18 protein-coding genes are annotated in these 18,008 nt (G+C 56.2%); 7 read left to right on the top strand and 11 right to left on the bottom strand.

The features are described 5' to 3' along the window. The first annotated feature begins 209 nt into the window (after positions 1 to 209). Positions 210 to 917, top strand: a complete 708-nt coding sequence (locus tag FEM41_RS13765; RefSeq protein ID WP_138096505.1) for an ABC transporter ATP-binding protein — start codon at positions 210 to 212, stop codon at positions 915 to 917. On the opposite strand, the gene bioD is transcribed toward FEM41_RS13765, so the two are convergent. The 4 genes from bioD to bioB are packed head-to-tail and all read right to left on the bottom strand — an operon-like array spanning position 914 to position 4,521. Next, on the bottom strand, positions 914 to 1,591 hold the full coding sequence (gene bioD, locus FEM41_RS13760) for a dethiobiotin synthase (protein WP_196240462.1): 678 nt from the start codon (positions 1,589 to 1,591) through the stop codon (positions 914 to 916). The two genes, FEM41_RS13765 and bioD, sit on opposite strands and share 4 nt — an antisense overlap. Further along, positions 1,588 to 2,340, bottom strand: coding sequence for a malonyl-ACP O-methyltransferase BioC (gene bioC, locus FEM41_RS13755; protein WP_138096504.1), 753 nt, complete (start codon positions 2,338 to 2,340; stop codon positions 1,588 to 1,590). Before bioC ends, bioD begins: the two co-directional genes overlap by 4 nt. Continuing rightward, on the bottom strand, positions 2,324 to 3,481 hold the full coding sequence (bioF, locus tag FEM41_RS13750) for an 8-amino-7-oxononanoate synthase (protein WP_138096503.1): 1,158 nt from the start codon (positions 3,479 to 3,481) through the stop codon (positions 2,324 to 2,326). The genes bioC and bioF overlap by 17 nt, the downstream gene beginning before the upstream one ends. Beyond that, positions 3,478 to 4,521: a biotin synthase BioB gene (gene bioB / locus FEM41_RS13745; RefSeq protein ID WP_138096502.1), complete on the bottom strand. Its 1,044-nt coding sequence runs from the start codon at positions 4,519 to 4,521 to the stop codon at positions 3,478 to 3,480. Before bioB ends, bioF begins: the two co-directional genes overlap by 4 nt. A gap of 88 nt (positions 4,522 to 4,609) precedes the next feature. Here bioB and bioA point away from each other — a divergent pair, with 88 nt between their 5' ends. From bioA to FEM41_RS13725, 4 genes are all read left to right on the top strand, one after another. After that, a complete protein-coding gene (gene bioA, locus FEM41_RS13740; RefSeq protein ID WP_138096501.1) occupies positions 4,610 to 5,899 on the top strand; it encodes an adenosylmethionine--8-amino-7-oxononanoate transaminase in 1,290 nt (429 codons plus the stop codon). 61 nt (positions 5,900 to 5,960) lie between these two features. Then, complete coding sequence (locus FEM41_RS13735; RefSeq protein ID WP_138096500.1) at positions 5,961 to 6,641, top strand: type 1 glutamine amidotransferase domain-containing protein; 681 nt, start codon at positions 5,961 to 5,963, stop codon at positions 6,639 to 6,641. Positions 6,642 to 6,659: 18 nt separating this feature from the next. Then, positions 6,660 to 7,136: a kinase inhibitor gene (locus tag FEM41_RS13730; protein WP_138096499.1), complete on the top strand. Its 477-nt coding sequence runs from the start codon at positions 6,660 to 6,662 to the stop codon at positions 7,134 to 7,136. A gap of 155 nt (positions 7,137 to 7,291) precedes the next feature. Continuing rightward, the gene (locus FEM41_RS13725; RefSeq protein ID WP_138096498.1) at positions 7,292 to 8,548 is read left to right on the top strand and encodes a putative acyl-CoA thioester hydrolase; all 1,257 of its coding nucleotides are present in this window, start codon (positions 7,292 to 7,294) and stop codon (positions 8,546 to 8,548) included. A gap of 83 nt (positions 8,549 to 8,631) precedes the next feature. Here the strand turns inward: FEM41_RS13725 and FEM41_RS13720 are convergent, their stop codons facing one another. The 3 genes from FEM41_RS13720 to pgl all read right to left on the bottom strand — a co-directional run bounded on the left by FEM41_RS13720 (position 8,632) and on the right by pgl (position 13,247). After that, positions 8,632 to 11,328 (bottom strand): AAA domain-containing protein, encoded by a 2,697-nt coding sequence (locus FEM41_RS13720; protein WP_138099201.1) that lies wholly within the window; start codon positions 11,326 to 11,328, stop codon positions 8,632 to 8,634. Positions 11,329 to 11,824: 496 nt separating this feature from the next. Continuing rightward, a complete protein-coding gene (locus tag FEM41_RS13715; protein WP_138096497.1) occupies positions 11,825 to 12,157 on the bottom strand; it encodes a hypothetical protein in 333 nt (110 codons plus the stop codon). Positions 12,158 to 12,251: 94 nt separating this feature from the next. Further along, a complete protein-coding gene (gene pgl / locus FEM41_RS13710) occupies positions 12,252 to 13,247 on the bottom strand; it encodes a 6-phosphogluconolactonase (RefSeq protein WP_138096496.1) in 996 nt (331 codons plus the stop codon). Between the two features lie 177 nt (positions 13,248 to 13,424). On the opposite strand from pgl, the gene FEM41_RS13705 reads away from it, so the two are divergent. Continuing rightward, positions 13,425 to 14,243, top strand: a complete 819-nt coding sequence (locus FEM41_RS13705) for a pyridoxal phosphatase (RefSeq protein ID WP_138096495.1) — start codon at positions 13,425 to 13,427, stop codon at positions 14,241 to 14,243. On the opposite strand, the gene modC is transcribed toward FEM41_RS13705, so the two are convergent. The 4 genes from modC to FEM41_RS13685 all read right to left on the bottom strand — a co-directional run bounded on the left by modC (position 14,221) and on the right by FEM41_RS13685 (position 17,047). Then, the gene (gene modC, locus FEM41_RS13700) at positions 14,221 to 15,291 is read right to left on the bottom strand and encodes a molybdenum ABC transporter ATP-binding protein ModC (protein WP_138096494.1); all 1,071 of its coding nucleotides are present in this window, start codon (positions 15,289 to 15,291) and stop codon (positions 14,221 to 14,223) included. The genes FEM41_RS13705 and modC overlap by 23 nt on opposite strands. A 2-nt stretch (positions 15,292 to 15,293) precedes the next feature. Further along, positions 15,294 to 15,983 (bottom strand): molybdate ABC transporter permease subunit, encoded by a 690-nt coding sequence (gene modB, locus FEM41_RS13695; protein WP_138096493.1) that lies wholly within the window; start codon positions 15,981 to 15,983, stop codon positions 15,294 to 15,296. Beyond that, positions 15,980 to 16,753, bottom strand: a complete 774-nt coding sequence (gene modA, locus FEM41_RS13690; protein WP_138096492.1) for a molybdate ABC transporter substrate-binding protein — start codon at positions 16,751 to 16,753, stop codon at positions 15,980 to 15,982. Before modA ends, modB begins: the two co-directional genes overlap by 4 nt. 138 nt (positions 16,754 to 16,891) lie before the next feature. Beyond that, positions 16,892 to 17,047 (bottom strand): AcrZ family multidrug efflux pump-associated protein, encoded by a 156-nt coding sequence (locus FEM41_RS13685; protein WP_138096491.1) that lies wholly within the window; start codon positions 17,045 to 17,047, stop codon positions 16,892 to 16,894. 128 nt (positions 17,048 to 17,175) lie between these two features. Between FEM41_RS13685 and modE the strand changes: the two genes are divergently transcribed. Beyond that, positions 17,176 to 17,967, top strand: coding sequence for a molybdenum-dependent transcriptional regulator (gene modE / locus FEM41_RS13680; protein ID WP_138096490.1), 792 nt, complete (start codon positions 17,176 to 17,178; stop codon positions 17,965 to 17,967). Positions 17,968 to 18,008 lie beyond the last annotated feature (41 nt).

Below are 18,008 nucleotides of genomic sequence, written 5' to 3'. Positions count from 1 at the left end.
TTCTGCACCAAAAGGGCGAGCCCCCCGGCACCGGTGAAGTGCAGGCTGACGCCCCAGCCAGCAGAGTAAAACTCTGCATTGCAGCGTCTTATCCGTTTTTTTAGCGGGTGTCTGCTCTTTCCGCTCATTGAAATAGCTGGCAAGCGATTTGCAATGGTTCCTGATAGCCGCGCACGCGGTGGCCGATAACCCAGGCGGAGGAGTGAGCCATGTTGAGTGTACGCGCAGTGAATCAGTTTTACGGTGAGCGCCACGTATTATGGAATGTGGATCTGGAGCTGGCGCCGGGAGAGTGCACCTGTCTGTTAGGCGAGCCGGGCGCGGGTAAAACCACCCTGGCCAACTGTATCACCGGCCACCTGCCGGTACAGAGCGGCACCCTGCTCTGGCATGCCCCCGGTGGTCCGCCGGAGGATTTGCGTAATATGTCGGTCGCACGCAGGGCGGCACTGGGCATTGGCTACCTGCCCCAGGGTCGGCGGCTGTTTACTCAGCTTTCGGTCGAGGAGAATCTGCATATCGCGCACAGAGCGGTGAATACCGCTCCCCGCGCCATTCCGCCGCTGATCGACACCCTGTTTCCGGCGCTTTATGCCATCCGACATCTGCGCGCCAGCGCGCTGCCTGGTGTGCTGCAACAGCAGCTGTCGTTAGCTCTGGCGCTGGTCACTGCTCCACGGCTGCTGATTCTGGATGAGCCTCTGAGCGCACACCCGCAAACGCCGCTGGAAGAGATGGCGCTGCTGGTGAAACGGCTGGTTCAGGAGTTTGGAATGACGATTCTGATGGCCGAGTGCAGCCTGTCGTTCATCCGCAAAGTGGCGGATCGTTTCTGTCTACTGCATCGCGGCCGTAACCTGGCCCAGGGCAGGCCAGGTCAACTGGATGAACGACTACTGGGCTGGATGGCGCCTTAGGCGTCAAGCAGGGTCAGATCGAGCCACCGGTCGCCAGGTACGGCAGGATCCGTAAGCCAGGGGATCTCGCCAAGCATCGGCGCGGGCAACCGCTCGCGCAGCGTGGCAAGGTATTCCGCATGGCGGCGGCCGGGTTGCTGAACATTATTGGCGACCCAGCCCGCCAGCCGCAGCCCGGCGCTCTGCACCGCGGCGGCGGTCAGCAGCGCATGGTTGATGCAGCCAAGCTTAATCCCCACCACCAGAATGACCGGCAGTTGCTCTTCCACGACCCAGTCGGAAAAATAGCGGCGTTCAGACAGTGGCGTAAACCAGCCCCCGGCACCTTCCACCAGTACCCAGTCGGCCTGCTGCTCCAGAACACGCAGCCCGGCGGAAAGCTGGCTGAATTCAATAGGCCTGCCCTCTTCTGAGCTTACGATATGCGGCGAGGTCGGCTCCAGAAACGCCAGCGGATTCACCTGGGCATAGTCCAGCGTCAGGGTACTGTGACGCTGCAGGGCCAGAGCATCGCCATTACGTACCCCCTCACTGGTCATCCGGCTTCCGGACGCCACCGGTTTATAGCCCGCCGTGCGCCAGCCCGCCCGGGCGGCGGCCTGTAACAGCGCGCAGCTGGCGACAGTTTTTCCCACTTCGGTATCGGTTCCGGTTACAAACCAGCGCTTAATCACTTCTCGATCACTCCATAAAACAGTTGATAACTCAGAGGAAATTGTCCCTCATGCTGCGGCCAGGCCAGGGTCAGCGCCTTAAGCTGGCTACGGGTCAGGGTTCGGGCGGTACGGCCGTCGTGCAGATGGGTGGCACCAATGCCCTTAAGCGAACGCATGGCGCTGAGCGGATCGGCAAAATGCAGCCTGACCGTCTCGCAGAACCAGCGCATACCGGGCGCGTCAGCCGCACGCGCAATCTGCCCGGCGGTCAGGAAGCGATTGGCGTGGCGCTGGCTATCCACCGCCCGCCACGCCTGATGCAGCTCCGGCAGCGAGCCGTCGCACAGAGTGCTGAACAGCACCCGACCTCCGGGACGTGTCACCCGCTTCAGCTCCGACAGGCCGCGGGAGAGGGAGCTGCACCACTGCACCGCCAGGCTGCTCCACGCAAGTTCGACGCTATCAGTCGCCAGCGGTAACGCCTCGATATCACCCTGCACGCAATGGTGAGCCGCCTCGCAGGCCCGCACCCGGGTCAGCATGGCCGGAGCCAGGTCCAGGGCAATCACCTGACTGCCGCGCTGGCGCCAGAGGTGACTGAAAAAACCGGTACCGCAACCGGCATCAAGCACCCGGTCCGGGGTCCGCTCTCCGGCTTCCTGCATCAGCCGATGACCACTAAGACGCTGCAGTTCGGCAAATCGGTCGTAGGTGGCGGCCGCCCGCCCGAAGGCGCCGGCCACGGCCTGTTTATTCACGGCAGTCATTCAGCGCCTCCAGTAACGCATCGATATCCTGTTCCTGATGGGCCGCGCTCAGGGTCAGCCGCAGCCGCGCAGTCCCGACAGGCACCGTTGGTGGACGAATCGCGCAGCACCAGAATCCGCGTTCACGCAGGCGCTGAGCCAGTCGCAATGCGCGACCGTTATCGCCGACAATCAGCGGCTGGATGGCCGTTTCCGATGCCGCGAGCTGAAACGGCAACCCTGCCGCTCCGGCCCGAAAGCGGGCAGTCAGACGCTGCAAGTGCCGACGCAGCGTGTCTCCCTGCGGCGATCGGATTATCGCAAGCGACGCCGATAACGCCTGGGCCTGGGCGGGCGGCATGGCGGTGCTGTAAATCAGATGACGGGCGAACTGCAGCAGATAATCGGCAACCGACTCGCTGCACAGCACCGCCGCACCGCTTACGCCAAAGGCCTTGCCGAAGGTCACTACCAGCAGTTCGGGCTGAATCCCGGCCTGATGACAGCTGCCGCGCCCCTGCTCCCCGATAACGCCAGTGCCGTGGGCATCGTCCACCATCAGCCAGCTACCGCTGGCCTGGGTGATAGCGTGAACCTCCGCCAGCGGCGCGCGGTCACCGTCCATACTGAAGATCCCTTCGGTGATCGCCAGTTGCTGACCGGCGCAGGGAGCGGCCAGCAGACGGCTTAACGCCGCCATATCGTTATGGGGAAAGCGCCGTAGCTGCGCCGGGCTCAGGCTCGCCGCTTCCAGCAGCGAGGCGTGGCTCAATCGATCCGCCACCAGCCGATCCTCCCTGCGGGCCAGCGCGCTTATCACCGCCTGATTAGCGGCAAAACCAGAGATAAACAGCAACGCGCGCGGATAGCCCAGCCAGTCGGCCAGTTCCCGCTCCAGGGTTTCGTGGGCTTCGCTGTAGCCGGTAACGTGGCCGGAACCACCGCTCCCCACGCCGTAGCGCGCCGCGCCATCCTGCCAGGCGGCAATGATTTCCGGATGGCGGCTCAGCCCCAGATAGTCGTTACTGGAAAAGTTGCGCCACTGGCGCTCTCCCATCTGCAACAGCCGACCATTGCCGCCGCTCAGCGACTGCCGAACCCGGAAGCTATCAGCGGCGCGTCGTTCATCAAGCGCGGCATCGATGCGCTGCGACCAGCTCATAGCGCAGCCGCGTCGTACCAGGGAGCGCTGGCGTCAGCGCGTTCGATCTGGCGGGTCAACTGCTCCTGCTGTTCGTTATCACCCGCTTCCACGCCGTGCGACTGCGGATTCAGCCCCAATTTGCGGAACAGCAGCAGATCTTTATCCTCTTCCGGATTAGGAGTGGTGAGCAGCTTGCAGCCATAGAAAATCGAGTTGGCCCCGGCCATAAAACACATAGCCTGAGTCTGTTCGTTCATCTGTTCGCGACCGGCAGACAAACGCACGTAAGAACGCGGCATCATGATGCGCGCCACGGCGATGGTACGAATAAAATCGAAAGGGCAGACATCGTCGTTTTCCGCCAGCGGCGTCCCCTTCACCTTCACCAGCATGTTGATCGGCACGCTTTCCGGGGGCGTGGGTAGATTCGCCAACTGTAACAGCAGACCGGCTCTGTCTTTCACCGTTTCCCCCAGGCCGACAATACCGCCAGAACACACTTTGATCCCGGCGTCTCGTACCCGATCAAGGGTGTCCAGCCGCTCCTGATAGCTGCGGGTCGTGATGATATTGCCGTAGAACTCCGGCGAGGTGTCCAGGTTGTGGTTGTAATAATCCAGACCGGAGCCCGCCAGCCGCTGGGCCTGTTCGTCGCTGAGGGTTCCCAGCGTCATGCAGGTTTCCATACCCAGCGCCTTCACCCCCTGAACCATCTGCTCAAGGTATGGCATATCGCGATCGTTAGGGTTTTTCCACGCCGCCCCCATGCAGAAACGGGTGGATCCGGCATCCCGCGCCTGGCGGGCAGAGGTCAGTACCTGTTCGACCTCCATCAGCTTTTCCGCCTCCAGCCCGGTTTTGTAGCGCGCGCTCTGGGGGCAGTATTTACAGTCTTCGGGGCAGGCGCCGGTCTTAATCGACAACAGCGTGCTCACCTGCACCTGACGCGGGTCGAAATGCTGGCGATGTACCTGCTGCGCTTCGAACAGCAGATCCAGAAAGGGTTTATCGAACAGGGCGTTAACCTGCTCCATTGTCCAGCGAGCGGGATGAGTCATGAGCCTCTCCAATGGGGGTGTTGTTTATTTCGGTTTTTGGTTATCCTTGTAAACCTAAATCTTTTTAAATTGGTTTACAAGTTTGCTTATGACCCCTGCCGATCTCGAATTCGACCGCCAGCATATCTGGCACCCCTACACCTCCATGAGCCAGCCGCTGCCCACCTGGCCCGTTGTCGCCGCCCGGGGTTGCGAGCTGGAGCTTGCCAGCGGCGAACGGCTGGTGGATGGCATGTCCTCCTGGTGGGCCGCGATTCACGGCTACAATCACCCGCGGCTCAATGCCGCCCTTGAGCGCCAGATGGCGCAGATGTCCCACGTGATGTTTGGCGGCATTACCCACCCGGCGGCGGTGGATCTGTGCCGCCGCCTGGTGGCGATGACGCCCGACGCGCTGGAGTGCGTTTTCCTGGCGGATTCCGGTTCGATGGCGGTGGAAGTGGCGATGAAAATGGCGCTTCAGTACTGGCAGGCGAAGGGCGAGTCGCGTCAACGCTTCCTCACCCTGCGTAACGGCTACCATGGCGACACTTTTGGGGCGATGTCGGTCTGCGACCCGGATAATTCGATGCACAGCCTGTGGCGCGGCTATCTGCCGGAAAATCTGTTTGCCCCGGCGCCCCAGAGCCGCTTCGACGGCGAATGGGACGAGCGCGATCTGGCGGCATTCGCCCGCCTGATGGCCGCCCATCGCCATGAGATTGCCGCCGTCATTCTGGAGCCGGTAGTCCAGGGCGCAGGCGGCATGCGGATGTGGCACCCCGAACTGCTGCGTCAGATTCGCCGCCTGTGCGACCGCGAAGGAATACTGCTGATTGCCGACGAAATCGCCACCGGCTTCGGGCGTACCGGTAAGCTGTTTGCCTGCGAACATGCCGATATCAGCGCCGATATTCTGTGCCTGGGCAAAGCGTTGACCGGCGGCACCATGACGCTTTCCGCCACCCTGACCACCCGTCACGTGGCGGAAACCATCAGCAACGGAGAGGCAGGCTGCTTTATGCACGGCCCCACCTTTATGGGCAATCCGCTGGCCTGTGCGGTAGCCTGTGAAAGCCTGGCGCTGCTGGAACAGGGCGACTGGCAGAGTCAGGTGGCGGCTATCGAGACGCAGTTGCGTCAGGCCCTGCTGCCGCTATGCGATGAGCCGGAAGTGGCAGACGTGCGGGTGCTTGGCGCCATTGGCGTGGTAGAGACCCACTCCCCGGCCAATATGGCGGCGCTACAGCGCTTCTTTGTGGAATCCGGCGTCTGGATCCGCCCCTTCGGACGCCTGATCTACCTGATGCCCCCCTATGTCATCACCCCGGAGCAGCTTACCCGCCTGACAGACGCGATAGCCGCGGCGCTGCGTCAGCCAGCGCTTTTCCAGCGCTAAGGCACTCACTCCCGGCGGATGCACTACACTTCAGGCAGTCGTCATCAACCGGGAGGACACAATGAAAATACTTATGGTGCTAACCTCGCACGATAAACTGGGGGATACCGGCAAAAAGACCGGCTTCTGGCTGGAAGAGTTTGCCGCCCCCTTCTATGTCTTTCTTGACGCCGGACTGGCGATTACCCTGGCCTCTCCCGCAGGCGGTCAGCCGCCGCTCGATCCCAAAAGCGACGAGCCGGATTCCCAAACCGAAGATACCCGTCGCTTCCGGGCCGATCAGGAGGCCAAAGCCGCCCTGGCAGGTACCCGCAAGCTGAATGCTATTCGCCCGCAGGACTATGATGCCGTATTTTATCCCGGTGGCCACGGCCCGCTCTGGGACCTGGCCCAGGATCCCGACTCTCTCGCCCTGATTGAGCAGTTCTGGGCGGCGGGCAAACCGGTCGCAGCCGTTTGCCACGCCCCCGGCGTGCTGTACAGGGCGCGTAAGCCCGACGGCTCGCCGCTGGTGGAAGGTAAGCGCGTCACCGGTTTCACCAACAGCGAAGAAGAGGCGGTCGGCCTGAGCCAGGTGGTTCCCTTTCTGGTGGAAGATGCGTTAAAACAGGCAGGCGGCCTGTTTGAACGCACCGACGACTGGGGGGCTTTCGCCATCGCTGACGGCCATCTGGTGACCGGGCAGAACCCGGCCTCTTCAGTCGCTGCCGCACAAGAGCTACTAAAGTTATTAAAACTCTGATTGTAACAAGGAGCCCACATGGAACTCACGAGTGAGGATATTAACGACGGCGCAAAGCTGCCGGAACGCCACGTCTTCAACGGCATGGGCTACAGCGGCGAGAATCTCTCTCCCCATCTTGCGTGGGATGAGGTACCGGACGGCACTAAAAGCTTTGTAGTAACCTGTTTTGACCCCGATGCGCCTACCGGTTCCGGCTGGTGGCACTGGGTGGTGGCCAATCTGCCAGCCGATGTCCGCGAGCTGCCGCGCGGCGTCGGGTCTGGTTCGGCCACGCTGCCCCAGGGCGCGATTCAGACCCGCACCGACTTTGGCACTGCGGGCTACGGCGGCGCGGCACCGCCTGCGGGTGAAAGCCACCGCTACATTTTTACCGTTCACGCGCTGGATGTCCCGGCCATCGAGGTGGATGAAAACGCCAGCGGCGCCATGGTGGGCTTTAACGTTCACTTCCATTCTCTGGGCCAGGCAAGCCTGACCGCCCGGTACATTTAGCGCCATTCCAGGGGACAGCGCTAAAATCGGCTTCCCGTTTCGCTCAAGTTAGTATAAAAAGGCAGGTTTCTGATAATGAATCCTGCCCTCCCCCGTAGTTGCGGACCGACACCAGGCAGGAAAGTTATTCGTCACCTGTAAGCAAGGAGCAACCCTTGAAAACCTTTTCGCTATCCCGCCTGGCGCTGGCGCTGGCCGTTGGCGTAACGCTGAGCGCCTGTAGTTCTTCCGGCACCAGCTCCAACCAGGAAGCGCCGGGCAGCCAGGCGCGCCCCATTCTTTCCGCCGGGGAAGCAAAGAACTTTACCCAGCAGCGCTACTTCTCTGATATATCACCGGATTCAGCCCCCTGGTCTCCGTCCAGTATCGCCATCCCTCAGTCCCCTGACTTCGTGGTTGGCCAGGCGAACGGTGAAGGGGTGACCCATACCAGCATTCAGGCCGCGGTGGATGCCGCGATGGCGAAACATTCCAGCCGCCGTCAGTACATTGCCATCCAGCCCGGCGAATATAGCGGCACCGTCTATATTCCGGCGGGCTCCGGTAGCCTGACCCTTTACGGCACCGGCAATAATCCCGCTGATGTGAAGATTGGTATGTCCCTGGATTCCGAGATTGATGCCATCACCTGGCGCCACGCGGTCAACCCCGGCGGTAAATATATGCCCGGCAAACCGGCCTGGTATATGTTCGACAACTGCCAGAACCGCCGCGAAGGCAACGTCGGCATTATGTGTTCCGCCGTGTTCTGGTCGCAGAACAACGGCCTGCAGCTGAAAAACCTGACCATTCAGAACACCCTGGGTGATGCCGTAGGCGAAGGCGATCACCGGGCGGTAGCGCTGCGCAGCGATGGCGATAAAGTACAGATCGACCACGTCAATATTCTCGGTCGTCAGAATACCCTGCTGGTCACCAACAGCGACCTGAACAACCGAATGATGGATAACCGCCTGACCCGCACTCTGGTCACCAATAGCTATATTGAAGGGGATGTCGATATGGTGGCGGGCCGCGGCGCGGTCGTGTTCGATAAAACCGACTTCCGGCTGGTGAACTCTCGTACCCAGAAACAGGGGTGGGTGTTCGCACCGGCAACTCAGGCCAATATGTACTACGGGTTCCTGGTGGAAAACAGCCGCCTCACCGCCGATGGTGAGGGTGTGGCACAACTGGGTCGTTCATGGGACCTGGGCGGCAAGGCCAACGGTCAGGTCGTTATCCGCAACAGCACCATCAACGCCGGCTTTAACCGCGACCAGCCTTGGGGCGACGCCGCCGAATCTGGCCGCGCCTATGCCGGTAACGCCGGTGAGGGTAAAGACGACGACGGTAATATCAAACGCGATCTGAACGATCCTAACTTTAACCGACTGTGGGAATACCAGAACAGCGGTGAAGGTAGCGAGTAATCGCTAAAATAACAGAGGCGCCGGATATGGCGCCTTTCTTTTTCTTAATGAGCCTGGCTGGCTAATTCGAAAAATCGCTCTTTTTATATTTGCACACTTGTTTTTTGGCCTAATACCCACGTCAGAAATTCAGCCAGTTTCCCTTCTATATTACTGTCAATGGTGCGCAGCCTGAGCAAAGGTAAACCACATTTTGCCAGTATGTTGTTTTTAAGCTCATCCCGTTCAATCTGACTCCCCTGTAGATGATATCCTCCATCCACCTCAATAACAGCCAGAGGTGTTTTCCCGACCTTGTAATAAAGAACAAAATCGCAGCTGGCCCGGTTACGTATAAAAGACAATTCACGAACTGTAAAATCGCCATGATCTACAGATACCAGTTGCTTCAGTGCTATCTGTGAATGGAACATTACACTCTGGTAAGCATCCTGTGAAAGGAGATCTCGTAACAATCTGGCTGTAATTTGCTCTGATTTAAAACGTGAATCATCCGGATTCAACCGGGCATTCAATCGCTCCAGTGATTTGTCATACTCACGGTACAGTAAATCAAACGCAGAAATAACCGGGCTTTCGAAAATCTCTTCATCCTCAGCGTAGTATCTGATGTAACGAATCAGTGCCGCTATATGCTTGCCATGTTTTTCAAAGACGCTATCACCAGTCACAAGCGTAAATTTATTTTTGGCTCTGGATACCGCAACATTAATCAAATGGGGGTCATCGACAAAATTAATGTTTCTGCTTAACTGACTGCTGCGTTTTTTGTCAAGTACCGTAGAGAACACAATTTCATCACATTCTCGCCCCTGAAACTTATGTACGGTAGATTTCACAAAATCGGCAGGTAACACTGTTTCAGCCAGGTTGACCTGTGCATTATAAGGGGCAATATATCCCCTGCTACTCTTTTCATCCCAGTAATGGCCTTCAATGGATTCAAGCTCCCGGAGATTTGAAAAATGTCGGGTATGGTTTCCTTTCGCTGTGACGACCAAAGATAACGAACTTTCTCCTGTATCTGTCGTCATTGGAATCAGTTCACCATTATAAAACTGCTTATTACAGAACTGGATGATTTTAGGATGACAGCGATAATGTTCTTTCAAAAGAGTAACCGGAGCCGTTTTCTTGAATAACATGCATAGAGAGTCAAGAAGACTGTATTCAACACAATCATAGTATTCTTTCGGCGATTTAACCGGAAGCTCAGTTGGAACATGCGGAAGTTGCTTTCGATCTCCCACAACAATCACGTTACGGGCGCACCCCAATCCCAAAATTCCGGGAACAATATCTTGCTGCGATGCTTCATCAATGATCACATAATCAAGGAGCGCGCCTTCCCCAATAGAATTGACAATCGAATGGGTACTGCTACCGATAATCGGGAACCGTTTTATAAAATCATCAAATTTTTTTCTGTATGAGTCAGCATCGAATAATGTTGATTCAGAGATATTCTCTTGAAGATGATTCTTCAGGAAATGCATAGAGAATAATTGAAGCTTCTTCAACAATGCATCAAAATCAGAGGACATCAATATCTTATTATATTCTGCAAGCACATCATTTTTTTCTTTGATCGCTTCCTCATAATAAAACAACTGGAGAGAAGTAAAAAGCGCCGACCTTTGATCCTGATCTTTTAACGGCCTGACTCGCAATATTCTGAAATTTAGCAGCAAATCAAGCCTATTTTTAAGACCAATCCGCCGTTCGGAGAGATAATGCATATAGGCCAGTAGATCTACTGTTTTACGGGAAGAGAAGCGATAATGATTTGTAACTGAACTCTCTTCAGTGTTGTGTTCATTATACCATTGCTGAAGGTATTTATACTCTATCGTCAACTCATCAATATCCGCATTCAGCGCAGCTATTTGATTGATAGCATTAAGATGTATTTTTACTTTTTGAAATATATCTTCAATAGCACTGATTGGCAGGGAGTGTGACAATTGTTTTTCAGGAAGGGGGACTGGAGAGGAAAAAAAGTTTTGTTTGTTTTCAGTACTTCCCAATCGAGCAATAAGATATCCCAGTCCCTGCTTGTCCATCTTTTCATAAACATTGCTTACCGCTGTATTGTTATTGGACAAAATCGCTACTGTTTTATTCTGGATAAGGATATTGGCAATAATATTGAGTATAGTTTGTGTTTTACCTGTTCCAGGCGGACCTTCGATGATCGAAAATTGTGAAGAAAATGCGCGTTCGACAGCCAGTAACTGACTTTCATTGAGGCCAAATGGGAAAATGAAACTGTTTATTGCGTCTCGCTCTTTATTTTTCCCTGAACAATAAGAATACAACGCTGTATCAGGGTGAGGGATGATCTTCTCCATCTGACGCAGGACATTTTCAGCAATAGCTTTATTGCTACCTCTGGCATAAGAAATACGCTCTTTAGCTATACGAATAAAATAACTGAATACTGCCTCCTGGGTAAACATTGAGCTCGACTGAAAATCGAGCTCATCTGATTTCATAATATAGGGCTTATTATTTCCAGTGTAATATACAACGGCGTATTTTTCTCCGTAAATAACAACTCGTTCAGCCGCAGATATTACCGAACTCCCTTTCCTTTCAAGAAGCACCTTATGCAATATTCTGGTTGGCGTTATCTGACACTCGGAGATGGGTCGCGAATATTTTTTTCCACTGGGGAAATGGCAAGTGAGCATAATCTCCCCGCTTTCATTACCCGGCCATAATTTCCAGTCAGAAAATCCTTGTACTTCTCCCTTACCATCAATACAGATAGTGACCATACCCGCTCCCAATAATCCTTTAACACGTTCCACTTTTATCGAAAAATCAAACATCTTCAATGATAACGGGTGTAACTTCTGGCCATCTATCTTTGCATTAAGAACAAAACATAAAAAAGAATCTCACTCAGGAAACAAACGTCTCAGAATACTCCAACCCCGTTTCACCCAGAAACTTAAAAAACGCTCTATGATGCATGGCCAAATACCTTACAACACTTATTGCAAAATTTTAAATAAGCACAGATGATTTCGTGATGAATGTCACAACTTAACATTACCAACCAATCCAGTATTGGAACGTTTTAACTACTGGCTATTCTGATAATGAATTAATAACCTCACTACTTAAGCAATGCCTTAGAAACACCAACATCCACTTAATTCATTTGTAATAATAACTCAGTGCGACCCGGCATATTTGAATCAACCATAGCGATTGCATCCCAAGCGATCCATCGCTAAAACAGCAGTGGCACCTCTGCATTTAGAATGACTAAATATATTTTACAAAAATATTCCGAGGCATGGCGAACAGATAGGTCAATGCATAAAAAAGCGCTCCATATCCAACAGAGTCATATGCATCGATATTGAGATCGATATGCAGAAAGCTTTTCGCAAATTGAGTGCCATGGGTAAATAAACTGAACTGGATTGAAGCTATAAAAACAACTAATAAGCTGTAAAATATAAATAACGATCTATTTTTCTTTTTCATTACCAGGATTTTCCCACCAAACAGCAGAAAAAAAATCGCAACAGATATCACATGATAAAATATTGCAGGCCAGATTGATTGTGTTATTACAATTTCGTCGTAGCTCATGACTTCCTCAATTTAATAACAACAACGCTCAGGGCTTATATTCTCTCATAGCACAACCGTACGGCCTGCTATGCAGACCGTACAACGCCACTTTTTAAAACGCGTTAATCGTGACCCACATCGGTCCCTGACCTACCGCATAACGGCTCTGCTCTTTCAGCAGCCCCTGCTCGCCTTCGATCTGGTAAACGGCGATATGGTGCGACTGCTGTCCTGCCGCAATCACATATTTACCGCTGTGGTCGATATTAAAGCCGCGCGGCTGGGTTTCAGTAGGCTGGTAGCCTTCTACCGACAGCACACTGCCATCTTCCGATACGCTAAAGACCGTGATAATGCTGGCAGTACGGTCGCAGGCGTAGAGATGACGGCCGTCCGGGGTAATATGGATATCCGCGGCCCAGCGGGTGTCGGCAAAGTCCGGCGGCATCATATCCAGAGTCTGCACGCACTCGATCTCACCGTTCGGATCGCGCAATTCCCAGACATCCACGGTGCCATTCAGTTCGTTCACGCAATAGGCGTACTGACGGTTAGGGTGGAACGCCATATGGCGCGGCCCGGCCCCTTCCACGGTCATCACCTCCGCAGGCTCCTGAGGTGCCAGGTAGCCGTCATCGCTCAGGGTAAACAGGCAGATGCGATCCTGCTTCAGTGTCGGAACCCACAGGGTGCGGTTATCCGGTGAGATATTGGCGGAATGACAGCCATCCAGCCCTTCGACTTTATCGATAACCGGCTGAGGGTGGCCGTCTTTCAGGGGAGTGACGCTGACACAGCCCGCATTGTAAGAGGCGCAGAACAGGAAGCGCCCTTCATGATCGGTGGACAGATGGGTCGGGCTGCCCGGAAGCGGCGCTTCCCCGGCTTCGCTCAGAGTGCCGTCGTCCGGCGCAATCCGGTAGGCAACAACCCGAAACTCCGGGCGTACCCCAACATAGAGCCAGCCTTTATCCGGGCTGACCACCATGGGCTGAACCTGCCCTGGCGCATCCACCACCTGCAACAGCTTCAGACTGCCGCCATCCTCCAGACGCCAGACGTGAATCTGATGGCTTTCAGGGCTGGCGATATAGACAGTTTGTTTCATAACGAGCACCTTCTACAGGGATTACGCGATAGCAAATCAACAAATTAGCATATCCTGATGCGGGGTGCTGCTATCACTCGCCTCTCTGAGTGTTTTTCCGCCTGTGCGCCATATAACACAGCGGCACCCGGGTATGTCATACTGGCGGCTTCTGCTTCCCGAACACATGGAATTCCTATGACCAGGCGAATTATCGCGCTCGATCTTGATGGCACCCTGCTGACGCCGCAGAAAACCATTCTTCCCGCTTCGCTGGAAGCGCTACAGCAGGCCCGGCAGGCGGGCTATCAGGTGCTGATCGTCACTGGCCGTCACCACGTTGCCATTCACCCCTTTTATCGGGCGCTGGAACTGACTACCCCGGCCATCTGCTGTAACGGCACCTATCTGTATGATTATCCGGCTAAGCGGGTACTGGCCGCCGATCCGCTCAGCGCCAGCCAGGCGCTGGCCACCCTCGATCTGCTGGAATCTCAGCAGATCCATGGCCTGATGTACGTGGATGATGAGATGCTGTATGAAACGCCCACCGGCCACGTGGAACGCACCCGCAACTGGGCCCTGTCGCTACCGGAAGATCAGCGCCCCACCTTCCGCCAGGTTGATTCGCTGCGCGATGCCGCCCGCTCTGCGCAAGCTATCTGGAAATTCGCCCTGACTGGCGAAAGTATTTCCCGGTTGCAGGAAACTACCGCGCTACTGGAAGGCGAGCTGAATCTTGCCTGCGAATGGTCATGGCACGATCAGGTCGACGTGGCCCAGGCAGGCAACAGTAAAGGCAAACGTCTGGCGCAGTGGGTGGAGTCCCAGGGAATGACCATGGACCAGGTGGTGGCCTTCGGCGATAACTATAACGATTTAAGTATGCTGGAGCCTGCCGGCATCGGCTTCGCCATGGGCAATGCCGATGACGCCATTAAGGCGCGTGCCGATATCACCATCGGCACCAATGAAGAGAACAGCATCGCCGACGCTATCCGCCGCTACCTGCTGTAATCGAAACGCTCTTGATCTGAGCGTGGAGCCACTGCCCCGGCTGGACATCCAGTTCGTCCCTGGCCCAGGGGCTGATACGCGCCCACAGACGGTGGGCGCCCACGCTCAGCATCACTTCCACCTGACCTTCTTCTTCGTAGCACTCCTCCACCCGCGCGGCCAGAATGTTGCGAATGCTGCTGCCTTCCGGGTGCCGGAGCGTCAGCGAAACGTCCTGCGCGTTAATGCGAATACGCAGCGGGCTGCCCGGGGGCAACTCCAGGCGATTCACCCATAGCAGGCGATCGCCCAGCGCCAGGGCGGTCATGGCGTAGTGCGCATGGTGTTCCAGCACCTTCACGTTCAGCACGCTGCTCTGCTGCTCCCTGGGTAGCCAGGGATGCATGACCGGGCTGCTCCATACCTCTTCCAGGGAGCCAAAGGCCCTGACCTCGCCGTTATCCAGCACCAGCACTTTATCGGCCAGATGCAGAATCTCTTCCAGCGAGTGGCTGACGTAGAGCATCGGAATGTGGATTTCCTGAGCCAGACGCTGCAAATAAGGCAGCAGCTCGCGCTTGCGTGGGATATCCAGCGAAGCCAGCGGCTCATCCAGCAGCAGCAGCTCCGGCGCTGTCAGCAGCGCCCGACCAATAGCGACCCGCTGCTTTTCACCGCCGGACAGCGACCAGGGAAAGCGTTCAAGCAACGGCTCAATGCCCAGTAGCGCTACCAGCTTATCGAACTGCCCGGCCATGCTTTTCGCCATGCCGTAGCGCAGGTTGCCCCGCACCCTGTAGTGAGGAAACAGGCGGGCATCCTGAAAGACATAGCCGATACGCCGCTTTTCCGGCGCCAGGAAAATGCCGTTATCACAGTCGCTCAGTACCCGACCATTCAGCACAATGCGCCCCAGCTGGGGGCGGGTCAGGCCGCTTATCGCGTTAATCAGAGAGGTTTTACCGGCGCCGGACACGCCGAATATGGCGGTAATCCCCGCGCCGGGCAGGCTTTCATTCACCTGTAACCGGTGGCTGCCAAGGGTTTGTACGAAATCGAGTTCCAGCATGGCTATCCTCCCATCCGCTGCCGACTACGGCGCGCCAGCCACTCAGAAACCAGTAGCGAAACCAGCGCCAGCACAATAGCGATGATGCACAGACGCGCAGCGGCACCCTCCCCTCCCGGGGTCTGAATCAGGGTGTACATGGCAGATGGCAGGGTTCGGGTTTCCCCCGGAATATTGGAAACAAAAGTGATGGTAGCGCCGAACTCTCCCAGCGAACGGGCGAAAGCCAGAACGGTACCGACGATAATCCCCGGCAGGGTCAAAGGCAGGGTAATGGTGCAGAACACCCGCCAGCGCCCGGCCCCCAGGGTACGCGCCGCCTGTTCGAGGCGCATATCCACCCCTTCCAGCGCCAGCCGGATCGCCCGCACCATTAGCGGAAACGACATCACCGCCGCAGCCAGCGCCGCGCCGCGCCAGCTAAAGGCAAAGCTGATGCCGAACCATTCCCAGAGGATGCTGCCCACCGGACCGTGACGCCCCATTACCACCAGCAGCAGATAGCCGACCACCACCGGCGGCAATACCAGCGGCAGGTGAATGATGCCATCGAGCAGCGCCTTGCCCGGGAAGCGGCAACGCACCAGAATCCAGGCGAACAGAATCCCGAACGGGAGGCTGAATAACACCGCCAGAAAAGAGACTCGCAGGCTTAATAGCAGCGCCTGCCATTCGGGATCGCTTAAAATCATGAACGGGTTGTAAATCCATAACGTTTAAAGATTGCCGACGCCTCGGGCCCCTTCAGGTATTCGCGGAAGCCTTCAACGCTGGCGTTTTTATGTCCCTTTACGTCCGCCATCGGGTACTCGACCTTTTTATGGCTCTCTTCCGGGAAAGTCGCCACCACCTTAACCCCTTTGCTGGCGACGGCATCGGAGCCATAGACGATACCCAACGGCGCTTCACGGCGCTCTACCAGCGCCAGCGCGCCACGCACGTCTTCCGCCGGAGCCAGTTTCGGCTCAAGGGCCTGCCAGGCGCCCAGATGGGTCAGCGCCTCTTTAGCATAGATGCCTGCCGGCACGTGATCCGGGTTGCCGGTCGCCAGACGACCGCCGTCCAGCAGCTTAACCCAGTCGGTCTTATCATTCACCGTAAACGGCGCCCGATCGCTTGCCTTTGGCGCCACCACCACCAGACTGTTACTCAGCAGCGTGCTACGGGTCGCAGTATCAATTGTGCCTTTCTCTACCGCGTAGTCCATCCATTTCTGGTCGGCGGAAATAAAGAGGTCCGCAGGCGCCCCCGCTTCAATCTGGCGCGCCAGGGTCGAGGAGGAGGCGAAAGAGGCCACGACCGCCACCTTCTTCTCTTTCTGATATTGCGCTGCGATATCCTGCAGGGCGTTAGTCAGAGACGCTGCCGCAAAGACCGTGATTTTTTCGGCGGCCACGCTTTGGCCCGCCACACCGATGGTTAATGCCGCGCCCAGCGCCAGGCGTACCCATGAAATTGCCATGTTATTCTCCACTGTTTCGCTATGTAGGAGTCAATATAGCGACAGCGCTATGCTTTTCAAAGAGGGGATATCGGCACTTTTGAACTTTACTTGAGCGAGAATAAGATAATGCCCGGAAGAACCGGGCATTGGGAGAAATCAGGCGTTTTTCTGCTTTGAAGGGCCGTCGCGGTGACCCACGGCGGAAAGGATGTTAAACACTTCTCCAAGACCGTAGATCAGACCCAGAATGACAGCCATCACCACGGGCACCATGATAACAGCGAACGCCAGGCTTTTAATCAATTCAAACATGGTTGCCTCCAGCATATCGTGAGTGGCCATTCTAACGGTATTTATAGAAAAGGTATTGCCTTTTGTGCCAATTGCCCCACCGAAGCCAATCGGCGACAATGGTCTTTTACCCATCGGGATACAAGGTTATGCAGGCTGAAATTCTGTTAACGCTGAAACTCCAGCAACGGCTGTTCGCCGACCCGCGGCGCATTGCGTTACTGAAGCAGATCGATAACACCGGTTCGATAAGCCAGGGGGCGAAACTCGCCGGTATCAGTTACAAAAGCGCCTGGGATGCCATTAATGAGATGAATCAGCTTAGCGACGAACTGCTGGTTGAGCGGGCGACCGGCGGACGCGGCGGCGGCGGCGCGCTACTGACTTCCCGGGGTAAGCGCCTGTTGCAGCTTTACGATCTGCTGGCTCAGATTCAGCAGAAAGCCTTCGACGTACTGCGTGACGATGCCCTGCCGCTGGACAGCCTGCTGGCCGCCATTTCACGCTTTTCACTGCAAACCAGCGCCCGTAACCAGCTATTCGGCACCGTGCTACACCGCGACCATCAACAGATTCAGCAGCATGTCGCTATTCTGCTGGCCGATGGTAAGACCCGTATTAACGCCGCGATCACTCACCGCAGCGGAGAACGACTGGGGCTGGAGACCGGTAAAGAGGTGCTGGTGCTGATTAAAGCGCCATGGATTGAAGTCACGCGAGAGCCACAGGAGGCAGCCTCTGCCGACAACTGCCTGACCGGCATCCTGAGCAGTATGGAACAGGGCCCCCAGCAGACCGAAGCGCTTATCACCCTGCCTGGCGGACAGACGCTGTGCGCCACCCTGCCCAACGCCCGGGTGGCGCAAGAGCAGCTTCAGGAAGGGGAAGAGGTAACAGCATTTTTTAACGCCGATAAGGTGATCATCGCTACGCTGTGCTGACGCCTCTACAGAAAGTATTGCCCACCCCCGAATGGGGCGGG

This window comes from Jejubacter calystegiae, from assembly GCF_005671395.1.
GTDB classification, from domain to species: domain Bacteria; phylum Pseudomonadota; class Gammaproteobacteria; order Enterobacterales; family Enterobacteriaceae; genus Jejubacter; species Jejubacter calystegiae.
Note: the sequence above shows the minus strand (reverse complement) of the source record. Positions and strands in the feature narration are given on the sequence as shown.